The sequence below is a fragment of the Pseudomonas sp. B21-028 genome (genome assembly GCF_024749045.1).
Taxonomy (GTDB): domain Bacteria; phylum Pseudomonadota; class Gammaproteobacteria; order Pseudomonadales; family Pseudomonadaceae; genus Aquipseudomonas.
Genome location: NZ_CP087184.1, coordinates 6,417,136 through 6,443,448, shown reverse-complemented (window position 1 = coordinate 6,443,448; position 26,313 = coordinate 6,417,136). Strand labels below are relative to the sequence as shown.

The following is a 26,313-nucleotide window of genomic DNA, read 5'->3' as shown; positions in this document are numbered from 1 at the left end:
GAACACCTCATGGGGATGTGAGCAAGGGCGGGCGGCGCAGCAGACCGTGCACCGGACCGAATATCACGGACAACAGATACAACACTCCCGCAACCAGCACGATGGCCGGGCCGCTGGGCAGGGAGAAATAGAAGGACAGCAACAGGCCGAACCAGACCGAGAGGCAACCGAGCAGCGCCGCGATGGCCATCAGGGCCGGCAAGCGGCGGCTCCAGAACCGCGAGGAGGCGGCTGGCAACATCATCAGACCGACCACCATGAGAGCGCCAATCGCTTGGAAACCGATCACCAGGTTCAACACCACCAGGGTCAGGAACACACCGTGGGCCAACGGGCCGAGACGGCTGACGGTTTGCAGGAACAACGGATCCAGGGTGTCGAGCAACAAAGGTCGGTAGATCAGCGCCATGGCAATCAGGCTGGCCGCCGATACCCAAAGCATGCCGGTGAGTGTCGGGCCGTCCACCGCCAAGGCCGAACCGAACAACAGGTGCAGCAGATCCAGACGTTTACCGGCCATGCCGAGGATCAACACGCCGGCCGCCAGGGAGATGGGATAAATCGCCGCGAGGCTGGCGTCTTCCCGCAGACCGGTTCGGCGCGTCACCCAAGCCGCGAGCCCGGCCATGCCCAGGCCCGCGCCGAGGCCTCCCAACGTCAAGGCTGGCAGGCTCAATCCGGCGAACCAGAAGCCCAGCGCGGCACCGGGCAGAATGCCATGGGCGACGGCGTCGCCGATCAGGCTCATGCGGCGCAGGATCAGAAATACCCCCAACGGTGCCGTGCTGCAGGCCAGTACCAGGCCGCCCAGCAAAGCCCGGCGCATGAAGACGAATTCCTGGAAGGGCTGCCAGAGGTGGGTGGCCGCGAGCATCAAGCCACCTTCATATGGGGTTGTTGGGCGATCACATCGACGCTGCGCCCCAATGTGCAGCCCATGTGGCTTACCAACAAAGTGTGGGGAATATGCCGGCGTACAGCGGCAAGGTCATGACACACCACCACCAGGGTACGACCCTCGGCATGCCAGCCATGAATATGTTTCCACAACAGTGTCTGGCCTTCTTCGTCGAGTGCCGCGTGGGGTTCATCGAGTAACAGCAATGGCGCTTCGGCCAGGCTCAGGCGAGCGAGCAGGGCACGTTGCAATTCGCCTCCGGACAACGCCATGAGCGGACGATTTTCCAGGCCCGTCAACGCCCAGTTCTCCAATACCGTTCCGAGTCGCTGGCTTCGCTGGGCCGCTGTTTGTCGGCTGCCCCAAGCCCCAGCGGCCACCAGCTCTTGCAGGCTGATGGGAAATTGTCGATCCAGGTGTTGCTGCTGCGCCAGGAAGGACACGCCACCCCGACGAGGAACTGTCAGCGTGAGCTTTCCGGACAGAGGTTTTTGCAGCCCAGCGAGGACCTTCAGCAAGCTGCTTTTACCCGAGCCATTGGCACCGATGATCGCTGTCAGGCTGCCAGTGGGGCGCTCCAGATTCAGTTCGGGTGTCAGAGGGCGCCCGGGCGGGCCCCAGCGCAAAGCCTGGCAATTGATCATGCTGCCTCCCGGGTCCAGCGGCTTTGCGCCACTGCGTCATGGGCATGCAGGCTTTCTGCGTGAACGACGCGCACATTGAGTGCGATGATGTCGGGGGACTGCCTCAAGGCCAGGCTCAATCGTCGAGCGGCGTCTTCGCAGAACATCAGGTTCTGGCCATTGGCGAGGGCGAATGCTTGTTCATCGGCGCGTTTGACCGCGGTTTGTACCGCGGTGCCCAAGGCTGCTTCAGCCTGATTGATGAACAGCGACAGTGGCAAGTGGTGGATATCTGCGTTCAACCGAACGTTCAGGGACGCGACGCTGCGTTGACTGTGGGGTGTGGCGACAATGCCTTTTGTGGAACCCAGCCAGGCCAGAATTTCTCCGTGCTCCACGGCTTTATTGGCAAAGTCCTCCACGAATTGCTGCTGGATCAGTTGTCTGGCAAGGGCAGCCGAGCATGGACAGGTGGATGAATAAGGAATCTGGACGTTCAGTTCCACGTGGAACACAGCGTTTTTCAGCTGAGCTTCGATACTCACCGGATAGCGTTTCCAGCCCGATAACGGGCTGACGAGGGCAGGGCGTTTGAGCAGCAGTTCGGTATGAATGGTCAGGGATGCGGCGTGGGAGAGGCCCTCATGGCTGTCGAGGAATTGCAGCAAGACACGTTGCAGCAGCGAAGGTGACAGTGGTGAATGCTCGAGCATCTCCAGTGCCAGGTACAGGCGGGACATATGGATGCCGCGAGCTTCGCCATCGTCGAGACTGACGCCAAGATCAGCGGTGGCGCTCAGTGGTTGACCATCGATCAACACAGGCAAGACGACGCCGCACATACCTACCCAGTCGAGAGGCAAGGCTTGGCGCGAAGCTTGGGCAGCAATGTCCGGAAGCGTAAACGCGTTCATGGTCAAGATCCGTCATGGGGTCAATTTAATGTTATAGTGTAACAATAAATTCGACCAGATCTTTTTCATGAACAGAATTTCATGCTTTCCTTCTTGTTCGTTCCACGTGAAACATCAGCGTGAATCCTGGCAGCCATTCACGCGCCCGCAGATAAATTTGCCGGCTGCACCACCCGAACTGGAGAAGCGATTCAACGTCGTCCACCCGACACGTCGGCTGTAGCCGACCCAGGCTTCACCGTCGGAGGCCAAGCCAGTGAAGAAGGTCAACTGCCCATAACGGCTTGTCGTTTGTGCCCAATGACGCTTGCCCATCACCTCGAAACCGCGCAGATACACCGTATTTCCGGCCGTCATGACGCTATAGGCATTTCCTTGTTCGTCAGAACAAGCCAGCAAGTTCGCGCTACGCGTGCAATTTGCCAATAGCGAGGCCTGGGCGGACGTCTCCATGGCGATTGACAGCGTCAGACCAGCACATATGAATTTCAAAAGAATGCGCATCAATGACTCTCAAAGAGTTGAATTCTCAGCTAGCGAGCATTTATCGTTATACTATAACATAATCTGAGCCGTCTTGACCGAACGGCAGCCTGACCCAACGTGCCGCAAAACACACCTTCCAACACGGCCGCCCGATGAGGATATACCTGATGCCCAATCGTCTTCCCGTAACTGTGCTCTCCGGGTTCCTCGGTGCCGGTAAAAGCACGTTGCTCAATCATGTCCTGCGAAATCGTGACAACCTGCGTGTCGCGGTAATCGTCAACGATATGAGCGAAATCAATATCGATGGCAGCGAAATCCAGCGCGATGTCAGCCTGAACCGCGCCGAAGAAAAGCTGGTGGAGATGAGCAACGGGTGCATCTGCTGCACGCTGCGTGAAGATCTGCTGGAAGAAGTCGGGCAACTCGCCAGAGAGGGGCGCTTCGATTACCTGTTGATCGAGTCCACCGGGATCTCCGAACCCTTGCCGGTGGCTGAGACCTTCACCTTCCGCGATGAAGAAGGTCGCAGCCTGGCCGATGTCGCACGGCTCGACACCATGGTCACGGTGGTCGACGGCGTAAATTTCCTGCCGGATTTCCAGGCCGCCGAGAACCTGGCATCACGGGGCGAAACCTTGGGGGAGGAAGATGAACGCTCGATCACGGATCTGCTGATCGAGCAGATCGAGTTCGCCGACGTGATTCTGATCAGCAAGATCGACCTGATCAGCCGCCACGAACGGGAAGAGCTGGTGGCTATCCTCAAGCGTCTAAACGCTCACGCGAAGATTATGCCCATGGTCATGGGGCAGGTGCCTCTGGGAGAAATCCTTGACACCGGTCGTTTTGATTTCGAGCGCGCAGCTCAAGCTCCCGGCTGGCTGCAAGAGTTGCGCGGCGAGCACTCGCCTGAAACCGAGGAGTACGGCATCGCTTCGACTGTCTACCGGGCGCGCGGGCCTTTCCACCCCCAGCGCTTCTTTGACCTGATCGAACGACCTTGGCTCAACGGCAAGTTGCTGCGCTCCAAAGGCTTCTTCTGGCTGGCCAGCAAACCCGAAGAGGCGGGTAGTTGGTCCCAGGCAGGCGGGTTGATGCGGCATGGTTTTGCCGGGCGCTGGTGGCGGTTCGTACCCAAGAATCAATGGCCCCAGGACGCGGAAAGCACCGCAGCGATCATGAAGAACTGGCTGCCCGGCACTGGGGATTGCCGCCAGGAATTGGTCTTCATCGGGCAGAACATCGACTTCGATCAGCTCGCTGAAGAGCTGGACGGATGCCTGCTCACGGATGCGGAAATGGCCCTGGGTATGGAGGGTTGGCGCTTGCTGCCAGACCCTTTCGGCTCCTGGCATGACGAGGTCGCGGCCTGATGCTGGCGCCTACGCTGAAGCAGCAACGCCAGGTTCTGCAGGTTCAGGGCGATACCCCGCGGACCCTGACGCAGATCCTGAAGGACGACACCAACCTGGCGGTCTGGCAGCGTCAGCTTCCGGCGCATATCAGTGATTTTGCGGCGTTGGTGCGTTCGATGGATCAACCGCTGGCTGAGTCCCTGGTGCTCGATATGCCTGAGGAGGACACTCAACCTGAGCTGAAGGGGCTTGCCGCCGGTTTCAGCGACCTGCACGGCTACGAAGGCTTCGTTGCCGATGTCGCCTGGCTGGTCAGCGCTTTCGCCTGCCTGTTGGGCGCCAAGCGGGTCGGCCTGCGCCTGCGGACGTTGGACAAGGCCATGTGCCCGCGCTTTCATGTGGATCATGTGCCGGTGCGGTTGATCACGACGTATGCCGGTGCCGGCAGCGAATGGCTCGAGGAGGGCGCCATGGATCGTCGGTGGCTGGCTCAACCTGACGCCGAGCCCCGCGATCGGCAAAGGATCCAGCAGCTTTGCAGCGGCGAGGTGGCGCTGCTCAAGGGTGAGAAGTGGCTGGGCAATGAAGGCTTCGGCCTGATTCATCGCTCGCCGGAGCTGGCCCCGGGCGAACGCCGGTTGATCCTCACGCTGGACTGGCTGGCCTGAAACCTGGGCTCTGTATGAAAAGCCTTGATACTCGGTGATGCTGCGTTGAAAACAGCCTCGGAATGCTCATTTACAACCCGTAAAGTCGAGCGCGACCCCGGCCGTTCCTCGGCTGTTTTCGCCTTGCCTGACCTGCGTCTCAAGACTTTTTACACAGAGCCTAAGGTTTGAGCCAGGTACCCTGGCTTTTGCCTTCACAAAACGGCTTGAGATAAGCGGTATCGGTGGCGACGCCGTAATAGTGAATATCCTGTCGGTAAGGCATATTGGCAACCTGGGCGTTGCTGCAGATGCCAAAGGCACCGCCGGGGCATTGATCGACGTATTGCACGTCGACTTTCTGCCCGGCGAGGTTCGGTTGGCAGAAGCCGTCGGCGAACAGTTTGGGCGGGATACTGCGGTTCTGCTGGCAGACTTTCACATCGAGCCGCTCCGCTTGACTGTGAACCACGCAAGCCTGGGCCAGTGCCTGGTCCGAAAACAGCGCCAACAAGCACCAACCGATTATCCGCATCGTTCACCTCCATCAAAAGTCGCCGAGTATGTTGCAGAACATCCCCACCCATGTCATTGCCGGTTCCCTGGGAGCCGGCAAAACCAGCCTGATCAGGCAATTGCTGGCCCAACGCCCGGCCGATGAGCGCTGGGCGGTGCTGATCAACGAGTTCGGCCAGATCGGCCTGGATGCCGCCTTGTTGACTCAGACGGCCGATGGTATCGCACTGGGGGAAGTGGCTGGGGGCTGCCTGTGCTGCGTCAACGGCGCGCCGTTTCAGATCGGCCTCGGCCGTCTGCTGCGCAAGGCGCGACCGGACCGGCTGTTTATCGAGCCCTCCGGCCTGGGCCATCCTGCGCAACTGCTGCTGCAGCTCCAACAGCCGCCGTGGCTCGGCGTGCTGGCGGTCCAGCCCTGCGTGATGGTCCTGGATGCCCAGGCGCTGGCCCAAGGCAAACCTTTGCCCGAGGCGCAGCAGCAAGCGCTGGCCGATGCCGGGCTGCTGGTGCTGAACAAGTCCGAAGGCCTCAGTGAAACCGACCGCGCCCGCATCGCCGCCCAGCTACCGCCCCTTGCGCAGCACTGGACGCAACAGGCCGCATTGCCCCTCGGCAGGCTGCCGGGGTGGGGTGCGCGGGGGAGTGGGGCTGTGGATAACTCGAGCCTGCCCAGGGATGTGGGTCAGATGCCGGCGATCTGGAGTGATCCAACGTTGCCGATCTGCCTGTATCAGGAGCGAGAAGAGGGTTGGAGCATCGGCTGGCGTTGGCATCCAAGTCAACGTTTCGACACTGCGGCCGTGACGGGATGGCTGCGAGGCGGGAACTGGAAACGGGCGAAGCTGGTTATCCACAGTCACGACGGCTGGGTGTCAGCCAATGCATTGGATGGAGGGGCGCTGACTTGGCAAGCCAGCGAATGGCGCCAGGATTCACGGCTCGAACTGATTTTCGGCCAGCCGCAAGACGTTGAAGCGTTGCAAGCCGGCTTGGCGAACTGTCGGCGCTTCTGAGTCAGACCTGTTTCAAGGCTTCCACTTGTTGTGTTCCTGACGCCACTGGCTTAGCTCGATGACCTCGGCCCGGGGTCTGGTCTGGATCGGCCCAACCGGCGTTTCGGGGGGTTCTTCGAAGGGCATCGGATACGGCGCGAGTTCAATCTGCGCGCTGTGGGCACCAAACTGGGTAATGGTGCCGGCATGACGGGACTCGCCGGTGACGGTGAACTCGAAATTGTAGACACGGGCCAGCCTTCGCCGACCACTGCCATCCTTCACGAAACCGATCTTCTTCAGCGCTACGTTACCGTCCAGCAGCTCGATCTTGAGGTTGGCGCAATGCTGCACGACCCTCGCCAGGGCCCGTTCGCGCAAACCATGGTTGTGCCACAACCAGGCGCCGCCGGTGGCCAGCAGCATCAGCACGAAGATGTTTCCAAGAGTCAGCATGAACGAAGTGCTCCCACAAGTTGCTGTCAGCTTAACTGTGTCGCCGGTCTGTCGTACAGGCTGCGTTTAGTCGCATACTGCGCGGCTTGAATTTCAATCGTTTTACGGAAAACCCTCCCCATGAAACGGACGCCTCATCTGCTTGCCATCCAGTCTCACGTGGTATTCGGTCACGCAGGCAACAGCGCTGCGGTATTTCCCATGCAGCGTATCGGCGTGAATGTCTGGCCGCTCAATACCGTGCAGTTCTCCAATCACACCCAGTACGGCCAATGGGCTGGCGAGGTGCTCGCATCGCAGCAGATACCGGCATTGGTCGAGGGCATTGCAGCGATTGGTGAACTGGGTCATTGCGACGGGGTGCTGTCCGGCTATCTGGGCAGTGCCGCCCAGGGGCGGGCGATTCTGACGGGCGTGGCTCGGATCAAGGCCGCTAACCCCAAGGCGCTGTATCTGTGCGATCCGGTCATGGGGCACCCGGAGAAGGGCTGTATCGTGGCGCCGGAGGTCAGTGAGTTCCTGTTGAATGAGGCTGCGGCCGTGGCTGACCTCATGTGCCCGAATCAACTGGAGCTGGACAGCTTCTCGGGGCGCAAGGCGCAGTCGTTGCTCGATTGCCTCGCCATGGCTCGCGCACTCATGGCTCGCGGACCGAAGGCTGTCCTGGTCAAGCACTTGGCCTACCCCGGCAAGCCCGAGGATCGCTTCGAGATGTTGCTGGTGACTGCCGATGACAGCTGGCACCTGAGCCGTCCCCTGCTGGCTTTCCCTCGCCAGCCAGTGGGCGTGGGTGACCTGACCTCGGGGTTGTTCCTGGCGCGGATCCTGCTGGGAGACAGCCTGGTGGCGGCTTTCGAATTCACCGCTGCTGCAGTGCATGAGGTGCTGTTGGAAACCCAGGCTTGCGCCAGCTATGAGCTGGAGCTGGTCCGTGCCCAGGATCGGATCGCTCATCCGCGGGTACGCTTCGAGGCAGTGCCGATCAATCTTTGATCAATGCCGGCCCCTTCGCGAGCAGGCTCACTCCCACAGTTGACCGAGTAGGTTCAGATACTGTGGGAGTGAGCCTGCTCGCGAAGGGCGCAAGTCGGTCCCACAAGCTGAATGGTTAAGGCCCGTCCGCCTTGATCTCCTGGTAACGCCTCTCCAGTTCCTGGCGGATCTGCCGGCGCTGCTGCGCTTGCTCGTAGCGGCGCTTTGCTTCGCTGTTCTGTGGCTGCAAGGGCGGGACCGTCGCGGGTTTACGCTGGTCATCCACCGCAACCATGGTGAAGAAGCAGCTATTGGTGTGGCGTACCGAGCGTTCGCGAATGTTTTCGGTCACGACCTTGATGCCCACTTCCATCGACGTGTTGCCGGTGTAGTTCACCGAGGCCAGGAAGGTCACCAGTTCGCCGACATGAATCGGCTCGCGAAAGATCACCTGATCCACCGACAAGGTCACCACGTAGCGTCCCGCATAACGGCTGGCACAAGCGTAGGCGACTTCGTCGAGGTATTTGAGCAGGGTACCGCCATGGACATTGCCAGAGAAGTTGGCCATATCGGGGGTCATCAACACCGTCATCGACAGTTGGGCGTTTCCGGGTTCCATAACGTACTCACGGTTCAAGGCAGCAATTCAGGGAGTGCGCCTCTGCGGACGCTGGTCGCTGGCCCATAGGCCATCAGGTTTTTCAAAACCACCGATATCGGGACGCTGCGCCTGTGCCCGCCGTCACGCGTCGATGGATCTGTTTCCATATATTGCACCGTCTTTTTGTCGGAAGTCGCGGTGTTAACCTGCAAAAGCCCATCGCAAGGGCATTTCCTACAAAGGAAGTGGACTTATCCAGCTTGGCGATGAGTCATTTTGATCAGGGAGCCCGACCGATGCACGCCATCAATTTCATTCAAGACCTGGCAATCATCATGATGGCGGCCGGGTTGGTGACCGTGCTCTTCCATCGTTTCAAGCAACCGGTGGTGTTGGGCTACATCGTTGCCGGTTTTCTTATCGGCCCCCATACGCCGCCATTCGGCTTCATCCATGACGAAGACACCATCAAGACCCTCGCCGAGCTGGGTGTGATCTTCCTCATGTTCTGTCTGGGCCTGGAATTCAGCCTGCGCAAGTTGTTCAAGGTTGGCGCCACGGCGTTTATCGCAGCGTTCCTCGAAATCGTGCTGATGATTTGGATCGGCTATGAAATCGGTCGCTGGTTCGACTGGAATACCATGGACTCGCTATTCCTGGGCGCCATCCTGGCCATTTCCTCGACCACGATCATCGTCAAGGCGCTCAACGATCTGAAGATGAAGAACGAGCGCTTCGCGCAGCTGATTTTCGGTGTGCTGATCGTTGAAGACATCCTGGGCATCGGCATCATCGCCTTGTTATCGAGCATCGCCGTCAGCGGAACGGTGAGCTCCGGCGAGGTGTTCTCCACCGTTGGCAAGCTGTCTTTGTTCATGATCGTCGCGCTGGTCGTCGGTATCCTGCTGGTGCCGAGGCTGCTGGCCTACGTGGCGAAGTTCGACAGCAACGAGATGCTGCTGATCACCGTGTTGGGCCTGTGTTTCGGCTTCTGCCTGCTGGTGGTAAAACTGGAATACAGCATGGTGCTGGGGGCCTTCCTGATCGGGGCGATCATGGCCGAGTCCCGGCAGTTGCTGAAAATCGAGCGGCTGGTAGAGCCGGTGCGTGATCTGTTCAGTGCAATTTTTTTCGTCGCCATAGGCCTGATGCTCGACCCGGCCATATTGCTGCAGTACGCTTGGCCGATTGCCGTGATCACGGCGGCCGTGGTGCTGGGCAAGATGTTGTCCTGCGGCCTCGGCGCCTTTATCGCCGGCAACGATGGACGCACCTCGTTGCGAGTCGGGATGGGGCTTTCGCAGATTGGCGAATTCTCCTTCATCATCGCCTCACTGGGGATGACGCTGCAGGTCACCAGTGACTTCCTCTATCCGGTAGCGGTCGCCGTCTCGGTGCTGACCACACTGTTGACGCCTTATTTGATCCGTGCCGCCGATCCGTTGTCCCTCAAGTTGGCGGCTGTCATGCCGCAACGGCTGACGCGGGTGTTGGGCATGTACGGTGAATGGCTGCGCAGCATCCAGCCTCAGGGCGAAGGAGCATTGGTCGCGTCGATGATCAGGCGGATCTTGCTGCAGGTGGGCATCAACCTGGCACTGGTGATCGCGATTTTTGTGTCGGGCGGGTATTTCGCCGAGCGGATGTCGGTCTACATGCAGGACTGGATCAGTGACCCGAGCTGGCGGAAGGCGTTGATCTGGGGCGGGGCGCTGCTGTTGTCGCTGCCCTTCCTGATCGCGGCCTATCGCAAGCTCAAGGCATTGTCGATGCTGTTGGCGGAGATGGGCGTGAAGGCCGAGATGGCCGGTCGTCACACCCAGCGGGTGCGGCGGGTGATCGCCGAAGTGATCCCTATCCTCTCGCTGCTGGTGATTTTCCTGCTGTTGGCAGCCTTGTCGGCCAGTATCCTGCCGACCAACAAGTTGCTGGTGTTGATTGCCGTGGTGGCGACAGCCGTGGCGGCATTGCTCTGGCGCTGGTTTGTCCGCCTGCATACACGGATGCAGGTGGCCTTGATGGAAACCCTGGACAACCACAAGGAGTCGTCCGGGCATTGATCCCTGGTGCTGATCAGCTTTCCAGCCAGACGTCCCGCGCCCAATGCCAGACGGACTCCCAGGTTTCTTCGGCAACCAGTTCTTCTTCGGCTTGCCAGAGCACCACGGTTCCGTCTTCTTCGACGCAATAATAATCGTCGCCGTCCTGGCAGATCGGAATCAGGCTGCGGTCCACACCTGCATCCCAGGCAGTGGCGGCCACTTCCGGCAGGTAGGTATGGGAATTGGGATCTGTAACGGTGACCGGTTCCAGGCTGCCATAGATGACATCGCTGACGGTCAGCAAAAACTCCCTGAAGACGAATGGGATATCGATGAACAACTGCTCTTCGATCTCTACCAGCAAGTCTTCGTCGGGCAACTCCAGTGGAACCGGTACCGGTTCGTTGGCTTCACGCAATTGTTCGATGATTTCTTCCACGTCCAGGTGTCCTCGTTCTCGATGGCGCGGTTTTACATGAGGCGGTTTATACAGTAGCGCGCCATAGATGCAACCGCGAAATAAGAGAACCCCGGCTTGAGCCGGGGTTCTCTTATTTCAACAGGCGAAATGCGCAAAGGTTCAACCGTTCTGGCGAATACCTGCCACCAGCCAAGGCTGGTTTTCGCCTTGGGCACGCTCCATGTTCCAGCTTTCGCTGAACGCTTCGCCCTGGTCGAAGCGAGAGTCCTTCGATACACCGCTGAAGGTCAGGGTGGCGATGGTCTTGTCGGCACGATCATCGACACCGTCCAACTGCACCTGAAGGTTGTCGATGTAGGTGGACTGGTAGCCATCACCCAGGTCGGCGCGCTCGCGCTTGAGGAACTCCAGCAGTTGCGGGGTCACGAACTCGGCGATCTTGTCCATTTCGTTCGCGTCCCAATGTTGCTGCAGGGAGTGGAAGTGGGTGCGCGCGGCTTCGACGAAGTTCTTTTCGTTGAACCAGGCGGGGGCGTTGATCACCGGACGGGCGGCAACGGGTGCCGAGCCGCCGAAGATCGAGCCACCGGCAGGCTGCTGGTTGAATGTTTCACGCTGCATCGGCGCATGACCGGCCGGAGCGTATTGTTCCTGCTGCTTGCGACGACGGGCGGCAATGAAGCGGAACACCAGGAAGGCGATGACCCCGAGGATGAGGATGTCGAAGATCTGCATGCCCTGGAAGCCGCCGCCCATGAACATGGAGGCAAGCAGGCCACCGGCGGCGATGCCGGCCAGGGGGCCGAGCCAGCGCGAAGCACCGCCGGCCTTGGTGGCAGCACCCGCGGCACCGGCCGCGCCTGCGGTGGCGGCAGTCGGACCGGCTGCCGAGGACGGAGCCATCTGGCTGGTCTGGTGAGTCGGGGCCGCGCCCGCACTTTTACCACCGCCAAAGCGTTTGGCGGCATTGGCGTCGATGGCCATCGTCAGGCCGATGCACAACGCCATGGCGATGCTCAGAAAACGTTTCATATAAAGGCATTCCCATTTGTGAGTAGCACGCGCGCCATGTTGCACAGGTGAACTGTTGCTGGCTAGCGACAGAGTGTTTCGGGCTTTTGCGTGACAGCTTAGGTTCAGCTTCAGAGGCGCAGGAGGGCCTGTTCGCTTTGGGCCGTAGGAAAGGGGGACAAGTTCTATCGGAAAGCAGCCAGATGCCGAAAGGTCACTGTGGGAGCGAGCCTGCTCGCTCCCACATAAAGTATCGAGCAATCTTTCTAGATCGCCTCGAGCTTGGCATACCCCAGCATCAGCCATTTGCTGCCTTCGCTGAAATTCACCTGCACCCGGGCCTGGGCGCCGGCGCCTTCGAAATTGAGGATCACGCCATCGCCGAACACCGAGTGCCGCACGGCCTGGCCGAGGCTGAAGCCGGTCTCCGGGATGTCGCTGCCGCCGAACAGGCTGCTGGTGCCGTGCTGTTGGCTGCCACCGAACGGACGGCTGACACTGTTGGACAGACGCACTTCCTGGATCAGGCCTTTCGGCACCTCACGTACGAAGCGCGACACCTTGTTGTAGGTCTCGCTGCCATACAGGCGTCGGGTTTCGGCGTAGGTCAGCACCAGGTTCTGCATCGCCCGGGTAATGCCGACATAGGCCAGGCGGCGTTCCTCTTCCAGGCGCCCCGGTTCTTCCAGGCTCATCTTGTGGGGGAACAGGCCTTCTTCCATGCCCACCAGGAACACATAGGGGAACTCCAGGCCCTTGGCGCTGTGCAGGGTCATCAACTGGATGCTGTCTTCGTGCTCCTCGGCCTGGGTGTCGCCGGCTTCCAGGGAGGCGTGGCCGAGGAAGGCCGCCAGGGGCGACAGGTCCGCATCTTCTTCGGTGTTCTCGAAGTTGCGGGCGGCGCTGACCAGTTCCTCGAGGTTTTCTACCCGGGCCTGGCCTTTCTCGCCTTTTTCCGCTTCGTGATAGGCAATCAGGCCGGACTGTTCGATGACGGTCTGGGTCATCAAGTGCAGCGGCATCTCCGCGCATTTGGCGGCCAGGTCCTCGATGAGGTCCATGAAAGCCTTCAGAGCGCCGGCGGCGCGACCGGTCACGCCCTTGTTGGCCACCAGCAGACGCATGGATTCCCACATGGAGACATGGCTGTGACGCGCATGATCGCGGATCGCTTCGACGGTTTTCTCGCCGATGCCCCGGGTCGGTACGTTGATCACCCGCTCCAGGGCGGCGTCGTTGCCGCGACCTTCGAGCAGGCGCAGGTAGGCCATGGCGTTCTTGATTTCGGCGCGCTCGAAGAAGCGCTGGCCGCCGTAGATGCGATAGGGGATCCGCTCGCGCAACAATGCTTCTTCCAATACCCGCGACTGGGCGTTGGAGCGATACAGGATGGCGATGTCGCTGCGGGCCAGGCCGGTTTTCAGCGCGTTCTCGATGGTTTCCACCACGTAGCGGGCTTCATCGTGCTCGTTGAAGGCGGCGTAGAGGTTGATGGCTTCGCCTTCGCTGCCGTCGGTCCACAATTCCTTGCCCAGGCGCCCGGTGTTGTTGGCGATCAAGGCGTTGGCGGCCTTGAGGATGCCAGCGGTGGAGCGGTAATTCTGTTCCAGGCGGATCACTTCGGCGTCAGGAAAATCCGCCGAGTACTGATGGATGTTCTCGATCTTGGCACCGCGCCAGCCATAGATCGACTGATCATCGTCACCCACCACCATCAGGCTGTCGCCGCCTTTGGCCAGCAGGCGCAACCAGGCGTATTGCACGGCGTTGGTGTCCTGGAACTCGTCCACCAGCACATGCCGGAAGCGCTTCTGGTAGTGCGCCAGCAGCCCCGGGTGATCACGCCAAAGGTCCAGCGCCCGCAGCAGCAGTTCGGAAAAATCGATGACCCCGGCGCGCTGGCACGCGGCCTCGTAGGCTTCGTAGATGCTGCGCATGGTTGCCAGGAACAGGTCGCCGCTGGCCTGGATATGTTGCGGACGCAGACCTTCGTCCTTCTGGCCGTTGATGAACCATTGGGCCTGGCGGGCCGGCCAGCGCTGTTCGTCCAGGCCTAGCTCGCGGATCACCCGCTTGACCAGCCGCTGCTGGTCGTCGCTGTCCAGGATCTGGAAGGTCTGGCTCAGGCCGGCCTCCTGCCAATGGGCCCGCAACAGGCGGTGCGCCAGGCCGTGGAACGTACCGACCCACATGCCGGCGGGGTTGATGCCCATCAGCTGTTCGATGCGGTGACGCATCTCGGCGGCGGCCTTGTTGGTGAAGGTCACCGACAGGATCGAATGGGGCGAGGCGTTCTCGACCTGGATCAACCAGGCGATACGGTGCACCAGCACCCGGGTTTTACCGGAACCGGCACCGGCCAGGACCAACTGTCGACCCACGGAGGCTGCTACGGCCTGGCGTTGGGCATCGTTGAGGGAGTTCAGCAGAAGGGAGAGGTCATCGCGCATCGGCGCATTCTAGGGTGCGGCGCCACCCCGGGCAAACCCAGCTTTGCCTCAGCCGATAAAAGACCGCTCGGGATGACTGGTAAGTCATGGGGCACAAGCGTTGGCGCAGCTCACTCGAAGAGCTCGTCGTCCAACGAAATAGCGACATTTTTAGATATTTTTGTGAGCGGGAGCAGTGTGGGATGGCCTCTGGCTTGTGTATGCTCGGTGCTCGTTTCGGGTTCTCCGTGCCCCTAAGAACAAGAACAGTGCCTATGACCCTCAATTCCGATCTGGCGGGCCCCTCTGTGGAGCCGCGGGTCATCTGCAAGCAGTACGCCACGGAGATGGCTGTAGAGCGTACACGGTTGCTGTACCAGGGCTCGCTGCTGCCCACGTTGTTCATGCTGGTCAACGGCCTGGTTTGCGCCGCCCTGTTGTGGGGACCGTCGCGCTATGTCCTGGTCAGTGTGTGGCTGATCTGGCTGTTGTCGCTAGTGGCGCTACGGGTGATACAGGTCGCTGCCTTTGATTCGGCGATACCCAGCCGCCAGGCGCACCCGATCTGGTTGCGCATGTTCCTGCTCGGTTCGGCGATGACTGGCCTGACGCTGGCCGGGGCCGGCATCGCCCTGGTTCCTGCCGACAGCTTCCAGCAACAAGCCTGGGTGTTCGGCCTGATCGGTGCGGCCACCCTGTCGGCCAGCGTTGCCTATGCCGTGAGCCTTCCGGCTTTTCTTTCCTTCACTTTGCCTTGCCTGTTGCCGGCCATCGGTTTCCTGTTCTGGGGCGGTGACGAACAGCAGCGCGGATGGGGTTGGCTCGGCCTGGTGGTGCTGGTCTCCCTGAGCGTGGTGGCCTGGCAGGTCAATCGACTGATGCAAAGCGGCATGCTGCGACGGTTCCAGAATCAGGCACTGATCGAGCATCTGCAACAGACGCAAATCCGCAGTGCCCAGCTTAACGGAGCCCTGGAACGGGAGGTCGAACAGCGTCGTCTTGCCGAGGAACAACTGCGTGCGGCCCAGGTAAGTCTCGAGGCGCGGGTCGCCCAGCGCAGCCTCGAACTGCAGGCGGCCAGCCAGGCCTTGAGCAAGAGCGAGGCGCGTCTGGCCCTGGCTCTCAAGGCCAGTGAGCTGGGGCTATGGGACTGGAACCTGCAGACCGATGAAGTCCATCACACCCAGCTCAAGGAATTGCTGGGCCTGGAGCCGGAATACATCACGGCAATGCTCAGCCACCTCACGCCACGCCTGCACCCCCAGGACCTGCCCGCGCTCAAGCGAGCCCTGGTCGAACACCTCAAGGGTCGCAGCGAGGACTACCAGATCGAGTACCGCATCCGCCACGGCGATGGCCACTGGGTCTGGATCGAAGACCGCGGCCGGGCCGTGGAACGCAGCGCCAGCGGCCGGGTGCTGCGCATGGTCGGCACCCGAAGAAACATCAGCGTCAGTAAGGAGCTGGAACAGCAGCGGCAATTGGCGGCCACGGTGTTCGAGGCCGCCAGCGAAGGCATCGTGATCTTCGACCCCCATTACGCGCTGCTCGCCGCGAACCAGGCATTCACCCGGATTACCGGCTTCAACATCGAGGACATGCTGGGGCGTAACGTCGTCGACCTGCCGTGCAGTCGCGATGCGCGCCGGCACTATCCGGTCATTCGCCAGGCGCTCAAGCAGCACGGCACCTGGCAGGGTGAACTGGTGGAAGCGCGGGCCAATGGCGAGTTGTATCCGCAGTGGCTGCAACTGAGCATCGTGCGGGATTCCCGGGGAAGCGTCAGTCATATCGTAGGCTTTTTCGCCGATCTGTCGGCTAGACGCGAATCCGAAGAGCGGATGCGCTACCTCACCCATTACGACGAGTTGACCGGCCTGGCGAATCGCTCGCTGTTCCGCGAACGCCTGCAGGAAGCGCAACAGCGGGTGCGCCAGGGCGGGCGCCGCAGCCTGGCCTTGCTGCACATCGACCTGGACCGTTTTAAACTGCTCAATGACAGCCTCGGCCACGACATTGCCGACCAGTTGTTGCAGAAGATGGCCCGGCGCCTGATCAATGCGCTGCCGGAGGCCAACACCATTGCCCGGTTGTCCGGCGATGAGTTCGCGGTACTGTTCGATGCCTATGGCAATCTCTCAAGCCTGGCGCGCATGGCCACCCGCTTGTCCGCCAAGTTGCGGTTGCCACAGACCATCGAAGGTCACGAGCTGGTGGTCAGCGCTTCCATCGGCATCAGCCTGTTGCCCGACAACGCGCGGGACGTTTCCACCCTGGTCAGCCAGGCGAACATGGCCATGCAACATGCCAAGCACCTGGGCGGCAATAACTTCCAGTTCTACACCGACAGCCTCCAGGCCAGTACGCTGGAGCGCCTGCAACTGGAGAACCAGCTGCGCAAGGCCCTCGAAGAGCAACAGTTGAAGGTCTTCTACCAGCCCAAATTGTGCCTGGCGAGCGGTCGTCTGAAGGCGGCGGAAGCGCTGGTGCGCTGGGACCATCCGGCCATGGGGCGGGTGCCGCCGGGGCATTTCATCGGCCTCGCCGAGGAGACCGGGTTGATCGGGCCCATTGGTGAATTCGTGCTGCGCCAGGCCTGTTGGCAGGCGTGCGAATGGCAGCGCCAGGGGCTTGCGCCGATCCGGGTGTCGGTGAATCTGTCGGTGCACCAGTTGCGCCAGGGCAAGCTCGTCAGCCTCGTGCGCCAAGTGCTTGAAGAAACCGGCCTGGCTCCCGAATACCTGGAGCTGGAGTTGACCGAGAGCCAGTTGCTCGACAGCGTCGAGCACATCATCGCCACCTTCCAGCAGTTGCGTGACCTTGGGGTCAAGCTGGCGATCGACGACTTCGGTACCGGCTATTCGTCCCTGAGTTACCTCAAGCGTATTCCGGTGGATTACGTGAAGATCGACCAGGCGTTCATCCGTGGGTTGGAGGAGGGCGGCGAGGACGCGGCCATCACCCGGGCGATCATCGCCATGGCTCACGGTCTATCGCTGAAGGTGGTGGCCGAAGGTGTCGAGCGGCCGGGGCAGCTCGAATTCCTGAAGGCCGAGCGTTGCGACGAAGTCCAGGGCTACCTCATCAGCCGTCCTGTCGAGGCCGAGGGCCTGGCTGCCTTGCTGCGGGCCAATGAAGACGGTTTATAGCGCCGGACTGCTACATGGCGTGCATACGGCATGAAACAGGGATATCGAGTTACGTATTGGGCGGGCAAAAAGGCATTTCCTGTAGTATAACTACAAACTTGCTACATCCCGGCCACCGCCAATAACAAGAGTCCAGCCCCTTGAACCTGTTGCAACACATCGCCCAGTCACGCCACCTGCTGCGCAAGTCGGAACTGAAAGTCGCCGATCACGTACTGCTTGATCCCGCGGCCGTGATGCACAGCTCCATGGCCGATCTTGCCCACAGTGTCGGTATCAGCGAACCGACCATCGTGCGCTTCTGCCGCGCCATCGGTTGCTCCGGTTTCCAGGACCTGAAACTCAAGCTGGCGCAGAGCCTGGCGGCCGGTGCGAGTTTCGGCCAGTTTGCGATCCATGAAGACGATTCGGTCGCCGACTACAGCCTGAAGATCTTCGACACCACCCTGCACACCCTCATGGAGGTCCGCGAGAAGCTCGATCCGGTGGCGCTGCAGAAAGCCGTCACGGCCATGTCCCAGGCCCAGCGTGTCGAGTTCTACGGCTTCGGCGCGTCGGGCGCGGTGGCGGCGGATGCGCAGCACAAGTTCTTCCGGTTGTTGCTCACGGCGGCCGCCTATTCCGATCCACACATGCAGGCCATGTCCGCGGTCACCCTGAAGCCCACCGATGTGGCGATCTGCATTTCCCAGTCGGGACGTTCCAAGGATCTGTTGATCACCGCCAACCTGGTTCGCGAAAGCGGCGCCTCGCTGATTACCCTGTGCCCGAGCCAGACGCCGTTGGCCGAACTCTCGACGGTGAACCTGGCCATCGACGTGCACGAAGACACCGAGATCTACACGCCGCTGACCTCGCGTATCGCTCACCTGGTGGTGATCGATGTGCTGGCGATGGGCGTTGCCATGGCCCGCGGGCCGAGCCTGGTCAACCACCTCAAGAGCGTCAAGCGCAGCCTTCGTAGCCTGCGGTTGTCGCCCAAGTCGGTGAAGGCGTTGGATGATTAGAAGCTGCAAGAGGCCACTAGTCGCAACATTCATCGTTCTGTAACCCGCGCGCCGCCAAATCGTCATCCCGTATTGTCATCGTGAAACTCCCGTATACGTCTTGGGAGTCTCGACATGACCCAGTCCTACGAAGAACGCAGCGCCGTCAAAACCCGCCGTCAACAGGAAGACCAGCGCCGCATGGCGTTTCGTCGTGCGATCGAAGACCGTTATGAGCAGCGCCAGCTCCTGGCGGAAATCAGCGAATATCCCGACGTCACGGAGTTCAATTACTGGCAGGCAACGCCGGCGGCTTCCCGTCGAAACGCTCAACCAGGCCAATGATCTGAGCGCGCTCGCCGCGCACAAACGCCAGGAAGGCGTGGGCCACCGGTGACAAGCGTTTCGCCCTGGCCTGTACCAGGCACCAACTGCGGTACAACGGCAGTTCCTCGATCGGCAACTCGATGAGTGCGCCGGACGACAGCTCACGGCTCACGGCGTGGCGCGTCAACAATGCCACGCCCAGGCCCGCCACCACGCATTCGCGCTGGGCCTCCGCTGAAGCCACTTCCAGTGTCTGGGTGAAATGCACCCGTTTCTCCTTGAAGTATTCCTCGCAGGCCAGTCGCGTGCCTGAACCCGGCTCGCGCAGCAACAACGTGTACGGCTCCAGATCCTGCAAGCGCAGCGGGCCCATGTGACACAAGGGATGGTCCGGCGGCGCCACGGCCACGATCGGATTGTTGAGAAACGGCAGGAACTCCAACCCCATGTCCTGGGGCACCATGGACATGATCACCAGGTCGTCCCGGTTATCCGAGAGGCGACGGATGACTTGCCCACGATTGACCACCGTGAGGCTCAGGTTGACCTCCGGGTGCTGGCGCTTGAACGCGGCAAACAGGTGCGGCACGAAGTATTTGGCGCTGGACTCCACCGCCAGCTTCAGTTGACCTTGCAGCGAACCCTGCATGTCCGAGAGCTGCATGTCGAGATTTTCCAGGCGCCCGAAGATGTCCCGGCTGGCGCGTTGCAGGGCTTCGGCGGCTTCGGTCATGTAGAGCTTTTTGCCAACGTATTCAAACAGCGGCTGGCCAATCAGCTCTTCAAGGGATCGAATCTGTAGGCTGACGGCCGGCTGAGTGAGAGACATTTCATCGGCTGCGCGGCTGTAGGACCTCAGGTCGCACACTTCGTTGAAAATCTGCAGTTGACGCAATGTCATACGCATCAATGACTTACGCATTTTCTAGGCACCTTGGTCCGAATCGGATAGCTCAACTATAAGTCTTCGCTTATGCCTGACCCAATAAATATTCATTTTTGTTAATCAACGGCCAGGACTAGTGTGGGTGCTGCGACCGATTGTTACATCTGGTCACGCGTCGGCCTGAACCTCAGGCCGTGGTATCACCGGCTCAAGGGAACCTCCAATTGATAAAAAAGATCTTGATCGCCAACCGTGGTGAGATTGCCGTCCGCATCGTGCGCGCTTGCGCCGAGATGGGCATTCGCTCGGTCGCGGTCTATTCCGACGCTGATCGCCATGCCCTGCATGTCAAGCGCGCGGACGAGGCCCACAGCATCGGCGTTGACCCGCTGGCCGGCTATCTCAATCCGCGCAAATTGGTGAACCTGGCGGTCGAAACCGGCTGCGACGCCTTGCATCCTGGCTACGGCTTTCTTTCAGAGAACGCCGAACTGGCGGACATCTGCGCCGAACGCGGAATCAAATTCATTGGCCCGGCGGCGGAAGTCATTCGTCGCATGGGCGACAAGACCGAAGCCCGGCGCAGCATGATCAAGGCCGGCGTGCCGGTCACGCCGGGTACCGAAGGCAACGTGTCGGGTATCGAAGAGGCCTTGGCCGAGGGTGACCGGATCGGTTACCCGGTGATGCTCAAGGCCACGTCCGGCGGCGGCGGTCGGGGTATCCGACGTTGCAACAGCCGCGAAGAACTGGAACAGGCCTTCCCGCGAGTCATTTCCGAAGCCACCAAGGCGTTCGGTTCGGCGGAAGTGTTCCTGGAAAAGTGCATCGTCAATCCCAAGCACATCGAAGCGCAGATCCTGGGTGACAGTTTCGGCAACGTGGTGCATCTGTTCGAACGGGATTGCTCGATCCAGCGGCGCAACCAGAAACTGATCGAAATCGCCCCCAGCCCGCAACTGACGCCCGAGCAGCGCGCCTACATCGGCGACCTGTCGGTGCGCGCCGCCAAGGCCGTGGGCTACGAGAACGCCGGCACCGTGGAGTTCCTGCTCGCCGAGGGCGAGGTGTACTTCATGGAAATGAACACCCGGGTGCAGGTGGAACACACCATCACCGAAGAAATCACCGGTATCGATATCGTTCGCGAGCAGATCCGCATCGCGTCCGGCCTGCCGCTGTCGGTCAAGCAGGAAGACATCCAGCACCGTGGCTTTGCCTTGCAGTTCCGGATCAACGCCGAGGACCCGAAGAACAACTTCCTGCCCAGCTTCGGCAAGATCACCCGCTACTACGCCCCCGGCGGCCCTGGCGTGCGTACTGATACGGCGATCTACACCGGTTATACCATTCCACCGTTCTACGATTCGATGTGTCTGAAACTGGTGGTCTGGGCATTGACCTGGGAAGAAGCGATGGACCGAGGCCTGCGCGCCCTGGATGACATGCGCCTGCAGGGGGTCAAGACCACTGCCGCGTACTACCAGGAAATCCTGCGCAACCCGGAATTCCGGAGCGGCCAGTTCAATACCAGCTTCGTCGAAAGCCACCCTGAACTGACCAACTACTCGATCAAGCGCAAACCCGAAGAGCTGGCCCTGGCCATCGCCGCCGCCATTGCCGCCCACGCAGGCCTGTAAGGAAGTATGACCATGTCCAAGAAGATCTTTGTTACCGACACAATCCTGCGCGACGCCCACCAATCGCTGCTCGCCACCCGCATGCGCACCGAAGACATGCTGCCTATCTGCGACAAGCTCGACAAAGTCGGCTACTGGTCGCTGGAAGTCTGGGGCGGCGCGACGTTCGACGCCTGCGTGCGTTTCCTGAAAGAAGACCCGTGGGAGCGCCTGCGCCAACTGCGCGCCGCGCTGCCCAACACCCGCCTGCAAATGTTGCTGCGTGGCCAGAACCTGTTGGGCTATCGCCATTACAGCGATGACGTGGTCAAGGCGTTCGTGGCCAAGGCCGCGGTCAACGGCATCGATGTGTTCCGTATTTTCGATGCGATGAACGACGTGCGTAACCTGCGTGTCGCCATCGAGGCGGTGAAGGCTGCCGGCAAGCATGCCCAGGGCACCATCGCCTACACCACCAGCCCGGTGCACACCATCGACGCTTTCGTGGCCCAGGCCAAGCAGATGGAAGCCATGGGGTGCGATTCGGTGGCGATCAAGGACATGGCCGGTTTGCTGACCCCGTACGCCACCGGCGAACTGGTGAAGGCCTTGAAGGCCGAGCAATCGTTGCCGGTGTTCATCCACTCCCACGACACCGCCGGCCTGGCCGCGATGTGCCAGCTCAAGGCTGTCGAGAACGGCGCCGACCACATCGACACCGCCATCTCCAGCTTCGCCTGGGGCACCAGCCACCCGGGTACCGAATCGATGGTCGCGGCCCTCAAGGGCAGCGAGTTCGACACCGGCCTGGACTTGGAATTGCTGCAGGAAATCGGTCTGTATTTCTATGCGGTGCGCAAGAAGTATCACCAGTTCGAAAGCCAGTTCACGGCGGTGGATACCCGTGTCCAGGTCAACCAGGTACCGGGTGGGATGATTTCCAACCTGGCCAACCAGTTGAAAGAGCAGGGCGCGCTGAACCGCATGAACGAAGTGCTGGCGGAAATCCCGCGAGTGCGTGAAGACCTCGGCTTCCCGCCGTTGGTCACGCCGACCTCGCAGATCGTCGGTACCCAGGCCTTCTTCAACGTGCTGGCTGGCGAGCGCTACAAGACCATCACCAACGAAGTGAAGCTCTACCTGCAGGGCGGCTACGGCAAGGCGCCGGGCGAAGTGAACGAGAAGCTGCGTCGCCAGGCTATCGGTAGCGAGGACGTGATCGACGTGCGTCCGGCCGACCTGCTCAAGCCGGAAATGACCAAGCTGCGCGGCGAAATCGGCGCGCTGGCCAAATCCGAAGAAGACGTGCTGACCTATGCCATGTTCCCGGATATCGGGCGCAAGTTCCTGGAAGAGCGCGAAGCCGGCACCCTGACTCCGGAAGTGCTGCTGCCGATCCCTGAAGCAGGCAGCGTGAGCTCTGCGGGCGGCGAAGGTGTACCGACCGAGTTCGTCATCGACGTTCACGGCGAAACCTACCGTGTCGACATCACCGGCGTCGGCGTCAAGGCCGAAGGCAAGCGTCACTTCTACCTGTCCATCGATGGCATGCCGGAAGAAGTGGTTTTCGAACCGCTCAATGAATTCGTCAGCGGCGGCAGCAGCAAGCGCAAGCAAGCCTCTGCGCCTGGCCACGTCAGCACCACCATGCCGGGCAACATCGTCGATGTGCTGGTCAAGGAAGGCGACGTGGTGAAGGCCGGCCAGGCCGTACTGATCACCGAAGCCATGAAAATGGAGACCGAAGTACAGGCGGCCATCGCCGGCAAGGTCACCGCCATTCATGTGGCCAAGGGCGACCGGGTCAACCCGGGCGAGATCCTGATCGAGATCGAAGGCTGAGTTAACAGCCTCGATACAACGCTTTAACCTCGGGGGGGCATGTGCTCCCCTTTTTTTTGTGCGCAGATCCTGCCCCACACCAAACCCCTGTGGGAGCGAGCCTGCTCGCGATAGCGTCAGGTCAGCCAGTATCGATAGTGGCTGACACACCGCTATCGCGAGCAGGCTCGCTCCCACACGATGCTCCACCACGCTTGCCTGCAGCCTGCTCACGCAGTGATCAGAACATCATCCGCCAGTGTCCCGACAGCGTTCACGGTACGTGGCGCTGCCCTTCATCACACCCGGAACGGTCCTTATGACAGCGACGGCGCGTCAACTGCGCTTGAGATACGCCTTCCCATAATGCCGCTCCATCCGCGCCTGGATCAGTTCCAGTGCGATGGACATCAGCCAATAGATGATCGCCGCCGTGGTGAGCATTTCGATGTAGCGATAGCTGGAGCGACCATAGGACTGCGCCAGGAACATCACTTCCCAGACACCCATCACCGAGATCAGGGAGGAGTCCTTGAGCATGGAGATGAACTGGTTGGTGGTCGGCGGGATGATGGTGCGCATGGCCTGGGGCAGGGTGACGCGCCAGAAGATCACGGTTTCGCTCAGGCCCAGCGCCAGCGAGGCTTCGCGTTGGCCGTGGGGGACGCCGAGGATGCCGGCGCGGAAGATTTCGCTCAGGTAGGCGCCGTAGTTCAGCGACAGGGCAATGATCCCTGCAGTGACGGCGCCCGGAACCAAGCCCAGTTGCGGCAGGCCCAGGTAGATCAGCAGGATCTGGATCAGCAGCGGCGTGCCACGGAAGAACGACGCATAGAAACTGGCAATGCCGAACGCGACTGCGCTGCTGGACAGCCGCGCCAGGGCGGTGATGAAGCCCAGCAATGACGAGGCGACGATCGAACACAGGCACAGGAACAGCGTCAGCACCGCGCCCTGCAGAAAGCCGTTGGGCGCCAGGTGCAGGCCGATCAGGTTCGGCAACTTGTCCAGGATGATCGAGAACTTCAGGTCGAAGCCCAGGAAAAAACTGGCGAACAGCGCCAGCATGACTGCCCAGGTCAGGTACAACCGTGTGCGAAAACCGAAGATTTTCTTCAGGCGCGACTCAGCCACCGGTTGCGGTGGCTGGGATGGGGGTGGAAAAGAGGTCATTGAGTGATGTCGGCGCCGATCCATTTCTGCGAGAGTTTGCTCAAGGTGCCGTCCTGTTTCAACTGGGCGAAGACTTCACGCACCTTGCTGTCCCACTGGGCGTCGCCCTTTTCGATGGCCACCGAGTTCGGCTCGGAGTACAGCGGCTCGCCGGCCAGTTTGAAGCGCTTGTCCTCCGTCAGGCGTGGCTGCGCGGTCACCAGGTTGGTCAGCACCGCGTCCAGGCGTACCCCGGCGCCCAGGCCCAGGTCCTGGAAGGCCACGTTGTCGGTGTCATACGGGGCGATCTGCACATTCTCGAACGGATAGCTCAGCTGGGTATCCTCGGCGCCTTCGATCACCAGGTTCTTGTTCAGGTAGCTCTCGTAGCTGGAGGCACTGGTAAGGCCGACTTTTTTGTCGCTCAGGTCCTTGGCCCCGTGGATCCGGTCGTCCTTGGCGTTGACCACGATCACCGCCGGCGAGGCGTAGTACTGCACCGGGAAATCGAACACTTCGGCGCGGGCCTTGCTCGGTGTCATGGAGCAGATGCAGATGTCATAACGCCCGCTCCAGCGTCCGGCGGCGATCACGTCCCAGGACGGCGTTTCCAGGCGTAGCTTCACACCCAGCTTCTGCGCCACGGCTTTGGCCACGTCTACGTCAAACCCGTCGAGCTGGTTCTGATCGTTGAGAAACGAGAAAGGCGGGTAGCTTTCCATCAACACACCGACCAGTTCTTTTTTCTGCTCGATACGGTCCAGCGTGGTGCCAGCGAACGCCTGCGAAGAGGCGGCCAGAAGAGTCAGGCCCAGGGCCATCAATGGTTGAAGTTTCATGTAGGGCCCTGGCTGAAAATACAGGTTGTGGTTAACCGAAGAGTGCGTATTAAATAGTTATAAGAACAACTCCGGTAGTGAGTTATTTTCATAAGCTTATGAGTGAATCGCATATGGGCTCAGCAACGACAGTCATTCTCGACGGCGGCATGGGCCGCGAACTGCAACGCCGTGGCGCGCCATTCAGGCAGCCCGAGTGGTCGGCGTTGGCCCTGAGCGAAGCTCCCCAGGCGGTAGAGGCCGTGCACGCGGCCTATATTGCCAGCGGCGCCAATGTCATTACCAGCAACAGCTATGCCGTCGTGCCGTTTCACATTGGCGAAGCGCGTTTCGCCGCCGAAGGCCAGGCACTGGCGGCGCTGGCCGGCGAGCTGGCCCGGCGGGCGGTACAGGCATCCGGCAAGGCAGTGCGGGTGGCTGGCTCGTTGCCGCCGCTGTTCGGCTCCTATCGGCCTGATCTGTTCGATGCTTCCCGCGCCAGTGAGCTGCTGACGCCCCTGGTCACCGGCCTGGCGCCCCATGTCGACCTGTGGCTGGCCGAAACCCAAAGCTCGACGGTAGAGGCGAGGGCGATTCACGCCGGGTTGCCCAAGGATGGCAAGCCGTTCTGGCTGTCGTTCACCCTCAAGGATGAAGACACTGACGAAGTCCCGCGCCTGCGTTCCGGCGAACCGGTGGCGGACGCAGCGGCCGTCGCGGCCGAACTGGGCGTCGAGGCGCTGTTGTTCAACTGCAGCCAGCCGGAAGTGATCGGCGCTGCGATCGATGCCGCCCGGCAAACCTTCGAGCGCCTGGGGGTGAAGATCCACATCGGCGCCTACGCCAACGCCTTTCCGCCGCAACCCAAGGAAGCGACCGCCAACGACGGGCTGGACCCACTGCGTGAGGACCTCGATCCACCGGGCTACCTCCAATGGGCGGCGGACTGGCAGAAGCGTGGGGCCAGCCACTTGGGTGGCTGCTGCGGGATCGGACCGGAGCACATTGCGGTGCTGGCGCAGAAGCTGGCGTGAGCCAGCAGCGAATCATCGGCCGCTCGATTGTCATCGCGAGCGGGCTCGCTCCCACAGGAAAATACATTCCCATGTGGGAGCGAGCCTGCTCGCGATAGCGGACTTCAGCTATCCATAAATATCAGCTTACGCTTCCCTTCCCGTTTCACACC

At 61.0% G+C, this 26,313-nt stretch carries 24 protein-coding genes; 11 read left to right on the top strand and 13 right to left on the bottom strand.

Annotated features, from left to right (window positions below):
• Positions 1 to 7 precede the first annotated feature (7 nt).
• From LOY35_RS28155 to LOY35_RS28140, 4 genes are all read right to left on the bottom strand, one after another.
• Entirely contained in the window at positions 8 to 874 is an 867-nt protein-coding gene (locus LOY35_RS28155) for a metal ABC transporter permease (protein WP_258629400.1), read from the bottom strand.
• Positions 874 to 1,542 carry a metal ABC transporter ATP-binding protein gene (locus LOY35_RS28150; RefSeq protein ID WP_258629399.1) on the bottom strand — a complete coding sequence of 223 codons (669 nt, stop codon included), beginning with the start codon at positions 1,540 to 1,542 and terminating at the stop codon, positions 874 to 876. The genes LOY35_RS28155 and LOY35_RS28150 overlap by 1 nt, the downstream gene beginning before the upstream one ends.
• A complete protein-coding gene (gene folE2 / locus LOY35_RS28145; protein ID WP_258629398.1) occupies positions 1,539 to 2,435 on the bottom strand; it encodes a GTP cyclohydrolase FolE2 in 897 nt (298 codons plus the stop codon). Before folE2 ends, LOY35_RS28150 begins: the two co-directional genes overlap by 4 nt.
• Before the next feature lie 114 nt (positions 2,436 to 2,549).
• The gene (locus LOY35_RS28140; protein WP_408981175.1) at positions 2,550 to 2,939 is read right to left on the bottom strand and encodes a glutamine synthetase; all 390 of its coding nucleotides are present in this window, start codon (positions 2,937 to 2,939) and stop codon (positions 2,550 to 2,552) included.
• A 149-nt stretch (positions 2,940 to 3,088) separates the two neighbouring features.
• On the opposite strand from LOY35_RS28140, the gene zigA reads away from it, so the two are divergent.
• The gene (gene zigA / locus LOY35_RS28135) at positions 3,089 to 4,297 is read left to right on the top strand and encodes a zinc metallochaperone GTPase ZigA (protein ID WP_258629397.1); all 1,209 of its coding nucleotides are present in this window, start codon (positions 3,089 to 3,091) and stop codon (positions 4,295 to 4,297) included.
• The gene (locus tag LOY35_RS28130; RefSeq protein WP_258629396.1) at positions 4,297 to 4,947 is read left to right on the top strand and encodes a DUF1826 domain-containing protein; all 651 of its coding nucleotides are present in this window, start codon (positions 4,297 to 4,299) and stop codon (positions 4,945 to 4,947) included. The genes zigA and LOY35_RS28130 overlap by 1 nt, the downstream gene beginning before the upstream one ends.
• 160 nt (positions 4,948 to 5,107) lie before the next feature.
• Here LOY35_RS28130 and LOY35_RS28125 read toward each other — a convergent pair whose 3' ends face one another.
• Positions 5,108 to 5,461 carry an NADH:ubiquinone oxidoreductase gene (locus LOY35_RS28125; protein WP_258629395.1) on the bottom strand — a complete coding sequence of 118 codons (354 nt, stop codon included), beginning with the start codon at positions 5,459 to 5,461 and terminating at the stop codon, positions 5,108 to 5,110.
• A gap of 28 nt (positions 5,462 to 5,489) precedes the next feature.
• Here LOY35_RS28125 and LOY35_RS28120 point away from each other — a divergent pair, with 28 nt between their 5' ends.
• Positions 5,490 to 6,455 carry a GTP-binding protein gene (locus LOY35_RS28120; RefSeq protein WP_258629394.1) on the top strand — a complete coding sequence of 322 codons (966 nt, stop codon included), beginning with the start codon at positions 5,490 to 5,492 and terminating at the stop codon, positions 6,453 to 6,455.
• Positions 6,456 to 6,467: 12 nt separating this feature from the next.
• Here LOY35_RS28120 and LOY35_RS28115 read toward each other — a convergent pair whose 3' ends face one another.
• Positions 6,468 to 6,890: a DUF3301 domain-containing protein gene (locus LOY35_RS28115; protein ID WP_258629393.1), complete on the bottom strand. Its 423-nt coding sequence runs from the start codon at positions 6,888 to 6,890 to the stop codon at positions 6,468 to 6,470.
• Between the two features lie 120 nt (positions 6,891 to 7,010).
• On the opposite strand from LOY35_RS28115, the gene pdxY reads away from it, so the two are divergent.
• The gene (gene pdxY, locus LOY35_RS28110) at positions 7,011 to 7,883 is read left to right on the top strand and encodes a pyridoxal kinase PdxY (RefSeq protein ID WP_258629391.1); all 873 of its coding nucleotides are present in this window, start codon (positions 7,011 to 7,013) and stop codon (positions 7,881 to 7,883) included.
• Between the two features lie 115 nt (positions 7,884 to 7,998).
• Here pdxY and LOY35_RS28105 read toward each other — a convergent pair whose 3' ends face one another.
• Positions 7,999 to 8,484: an acyl-CoA thioesterase gene (locus tag LOY35_RS28105; RefSeq protein WP_047703887.1), complete on the bottom strand. Its 486-nt coding sequence runs from the start codon at positions 8,482 to 8,484 to the stop codon at positions 7,999 to 8,001.
• Positions 8,485 to 8,762: 278 nt separating this feature from the next.
• Here LOY35_RS28105 and LOY35_RS28100 point away from each other — a divergent pair, with 278 nt between their 5' ends.
• Positions 8,763 to 10,526 (top strand): cation:proton antiporter, encoded by a 1,764-nt coding sequence (locus LOY35_RS28100; protein ID WP_258629390.1) that lies wholly within the window; start codon positions 8,763 to 8,765, stop codon positions 10,524 to 10,526.
• Between the two features lie 13 nt (positions 10,527 to 10,539).
• Here the strand turns inward: LOY35_RS28100 and LOY35_RS28095 are convergent, their stop codons facing one another.
• The 3 genes from LOY35_RS28095 to uvrD form a co-directional block, all read right to left on the bottom strand.
• A complete protein-coding gene (locus tag LOY35_RS28095; protein WP_047703885.1) occupies positions 10,540 to 10,947 on the bottom strand; it encodes an SMI1/KNR4 family protein in 408 nt (135 codons plus the stop codon).
• A gap of 141 nt (positions 10,948 to 11,088) precedes the next feature.
• Complete coding sequence (locus LOY35_RS28090; RefSeq protein ID WP_258629389.1) at positions 11,089 to 11,961, bottom strand: Tim44 domain-containing protein; 873 nt, start codon at positions 11,959 to 11,961, stop codon at positions 11,089 to 11,091.
• Between the two features lie 245 nt (positions 11,962 to 12,206).
• Complete coding sequence (gene uvrD / locus LOY35_RS28085) at positions 12,207 to 14,390, bottom strand: DNA helicase II (RefSeq protein ID WP_258629388.1); 2,184 nt, start codon at positions 14,388 to 14,390, stop codon at positions 12,207 to 12,209.
• Between the two features lie 254 nt (positions 14,391 to 14,644).
• Between uvrD and LOY35_RS28080 the strand changes: the two genes are divergently transcribed.
• The 3 genes from LOY35_RS28080 (at position 14,645) to LOY35_RS28070 (ending at position 18,849) form a co-directional block, all read left to right on the top strand.
• Positions 14,645 to 17,518: an EAL domain-containing protein gene (locus LOY35_RS28080; RefSeq protein WP_258629387.1), complete on the top strand. Its 2,874-nt coding sequence runs from the start codon at positions 14,645 to 14,647 to the stop codon at positions 17,516 to 17,518.
• Positions 17,519 to 17,658: 140 nt separating this feature from the next.
• Positions 17,659 to 18,525 carry a transcriptional regulator HexR gene (hexR, locus tag LOY35_RS28075; RefSeq protein WP_003187110.1) on the top strand — a complete coding sequence of 289 codons (867 nt, stop codon included), beginning with the start codon at positions 17,659 to 17,661 and terminating at the stop codon, positions 18,523 to 18,525.
• Between the two features lie 114 nt (positions 18,526 to 18,639).
• On the top strand, positions 18,640 to 18,849 hold the full coding sequence (locus LOY35_RS28070) for a PA3496 family putative envelope integrity protein (RefSeq protein WP_024777835.1): 210 nt from the start codon (positions 18,640 to 18,642) through the stop codon (positions 18,847 to 18,849).
• Here LOY35_RS28070 and LOY35_RS28065 read toward each other — a convergent pair.
• Positions 18,791 to 19,753 (bottom strand): LysR family transcriptional regulator, encoded by a 963-nt coding sequence (locus tag LOY35_RS28065; protein ID WP_309475894.1) that lies wholly within the window; start codon positions 19,751 to 19,753, stop codon positions 18,791 to 18,793. The genes LOY35_RS28070 and LOY35_RS28065 overlap by 59 nt on opposite strands.
• A 188-nt stretch (positions 19,754 to 19,941) precedes the next feature.
• Here LOY35_RS28065 and LOY35_RS28060 point away from each other — a divergent pair, with 188 nt between their 5' ends.
• Positions 19,942 to 21,357, top strand: a complete 1,416-nt coding sequence (locus tag LOY35_RS28060; protein ID WP_258629386.1) for an acetyl-CoA carboxylase biotin carboxylase subunit — start codon at positions 19,942 to 19,944, stop codon at positions 21,355 to 21,357.
• Between the two features lie 12 nt (positions 21,358 to 21,369).
• A complete protein-coding gene (gene oadA / locus LOY35_RS28055) occupies positions 21,370 to 23,178 on the top strand; it encodes a sodium-extruding oxaloacetate decarboxylase subunit alpha (RefSeq protein ID WP_258629384.1) in 1,809 nt (602 codons plus the stop codon).
• Positions 23,179 to 23,493: 315 nt separating this feature from the next.
• Here oadA and LOY35_RS28050 read toward each other — a convergent pair whose 3' ends face one another.
• Positions 23,494 to 24,330, bottom strand: coding sequence for an amino acid ABC transporter permease (locus LOY35_RS28050; RefSeq protein ID WP_258629382.1), 837 nt, complete (start codon positions 24,328 to 24,330; stop codon positions 23,494 to 23,496).
• Positions 24,327 to 25,148, bottom strand: a complete 822-nt coding sequence (locus LOY35_RS28045; RefSeq protein WP_258629381.1) for an ABC transporter substrate-binding protein — start codon at positions 25,146 to 25,148, stop codon at positions 24,327 to 24,329. Before LOY35_RS28045 ends, LOY35_RS28050 begins: the two co-directional genes overlap by 4 nt.
• A 113-nt stretch (positions 25,149 to 25,261) precedes the next feature.
• Here LOY35_RS28045 and LOY35_RS28040 point away from each other — a divergent pair, with 113 nt between their 5' ends.
• A complete protein-coding gene (locus LOY35_RS28040) occupies positions 25,262 to 26,161 on the top strand; it encodes a homocysteine S-methyltransferase family protein (protein WP_258629380.1) in 900 nt (299 codons plus the stop codon).
• Positions 26,162 to 26,313 lie beyond the last annotated feature (152 nt).

Bases quoted from the DNA above. Each gene is read 5' to 3' on its own strand.
- LOY35_RS28050 (WP_258629382.1), bottom strand. From the start codon at position 24,330: ATGACCTCTTTTCCACCCCCATCCCAGCCACCGCAACCGGTGGCTGAG.
- uvrD (WP_258629388.1), bottom strand. From the start codon at position 14,390: ATGCGCGATGACCTCTCCCTTCTGCTGAACTCCCTCAACGATGCCCAA.
- LOY35_RS28120 (WP_258629394.1), top strand. From the start codon at position 5,490: ATGTTGCAGAACATCCCCACCCATGTCATTGCCGGTTCCCTGGGAGCC.
- LOY35_RS28125 (WP_258629395.1), bottom strand. From the start codon at position 5,461: ATGCGGATAATCGGTTGGTGCTTGTTGGCGCTGTTTTCGGACCAGGCA.
- LOY35_RS28080 (WP_258629387.1), top strand. From the start codon at position 14,645: ATGACCCTCAATTCCGATCTGGCGGGCCCCTCTGTGGAGCCGCGGGTC.
- LOY35_RS28045 (WP_258629381.1), bottom strand. From the start codon at position 25,148: ATGAAACTTCAACCATTGATGGCCCTGGGCCTGACTCTTCTGGCCGCC.
- LOY35_RS28115 (WP_258629393.1), bottom strand. From the start codon at position 6,890: ATGCTGACTCTTGGAAACATCTTCGTGCTGATGCTGCTGGCCACCGGC.
- LOY35_RS28155 (WP_258629400.1), bottom strand. From the start codon at position 874: ATGCTCGCGGCCACCCACCTCTGGCAGCCCTTCCAGGAATTCGTCTTC.
- LOY35_RS28130 (WP_258629396.1), top strand. From the start codon at position 4,297: ATGCTGGCGCCTACGCTGAAGCAGCAACGCCAGGTTCTGCAGGTTCAG.
- LOY35_RS28065 (WP_309475894.1), bottom strand. From the start codon at position 19,753: ATGCGTAAGTCATTGATGCGTATGACATTGCGTCAACTGCAGATTTTC.
- LOY35_RS28140 (WP_408981175.1), bottom strand. From the start codon at position 2,939: ATGCGCATTCTTTTGAAATTCATATGTGCTGGTCTGACGCTGTCAATC.
- oadA (WP_258629384.1), top strand. From the start codon at position 21,370: ATGTCCAAGAAGATCTTTGTTACCGACACAATCCTGCGCGACGCCCAC.
- LOY35_RS28040 (WP_258629380.1), top strand. From the start codon at position 25,262: ATGGGCTCAGCAACGACAGTCATTCTCGACGGCGGCATGGGCCGCGAA.
- zigA (WP_258629397.1), top strand. From the start codon at position 3,089: ATGCCCAATCGTCTTCCCGTAACTGTGCTCTCCGGGTTCCTCGGTGCC.
- LOY35_RS28105 (WP_047703887.1), bottom strand. From the start codon at position 8,484: ATGGAACCCGGAAACGCCCAACTGTCGATGACGGTGTTGATGACCCCC.
- pdxY (WP_258629391.1), top strand. From the start codon at position 7,011: ATGAAACGGACGCCTCATCTGCTTGCCATCCAGTCTCACGTGGTATTC.
- LOY35_RS28150 (WP_258629399.1), bottom strand. From the start codon at position 1,542: ATGATCAATTGCCAGGCTTTGCGCTGGGGCCCGCCCGGGCGCCCTCTG.
- LOY35_RS28090 (WP_258629389.1), bottom strand. From the start codon at position 11,961: ATGAAACGTTTTCTGAGCATCGCCATGGCGTTGTGCATCGGCCTGACG.
- LOY35_RS28070 (WP_024777835.1), top strand. From the start codon at position 18,640: ATGACCCAGTCCTACGAAGAACGCAGCGCCGTCAAAACCCGCCGTCAA.
- folE2 (WP_258629398.1), bottom strand. From the start codon at position 2,435: ATGAACGCGTTTACGCTTCCGGACATTGCTGCCCAAGCTTCGCGCCAA.
- LOY35_RS28100 (WP_258629390.1), top strand. From the start codon at position 8,763: ATGCACGCCATCAATTTCATTCAAGACCTGGCAATCATCATGATGGCG.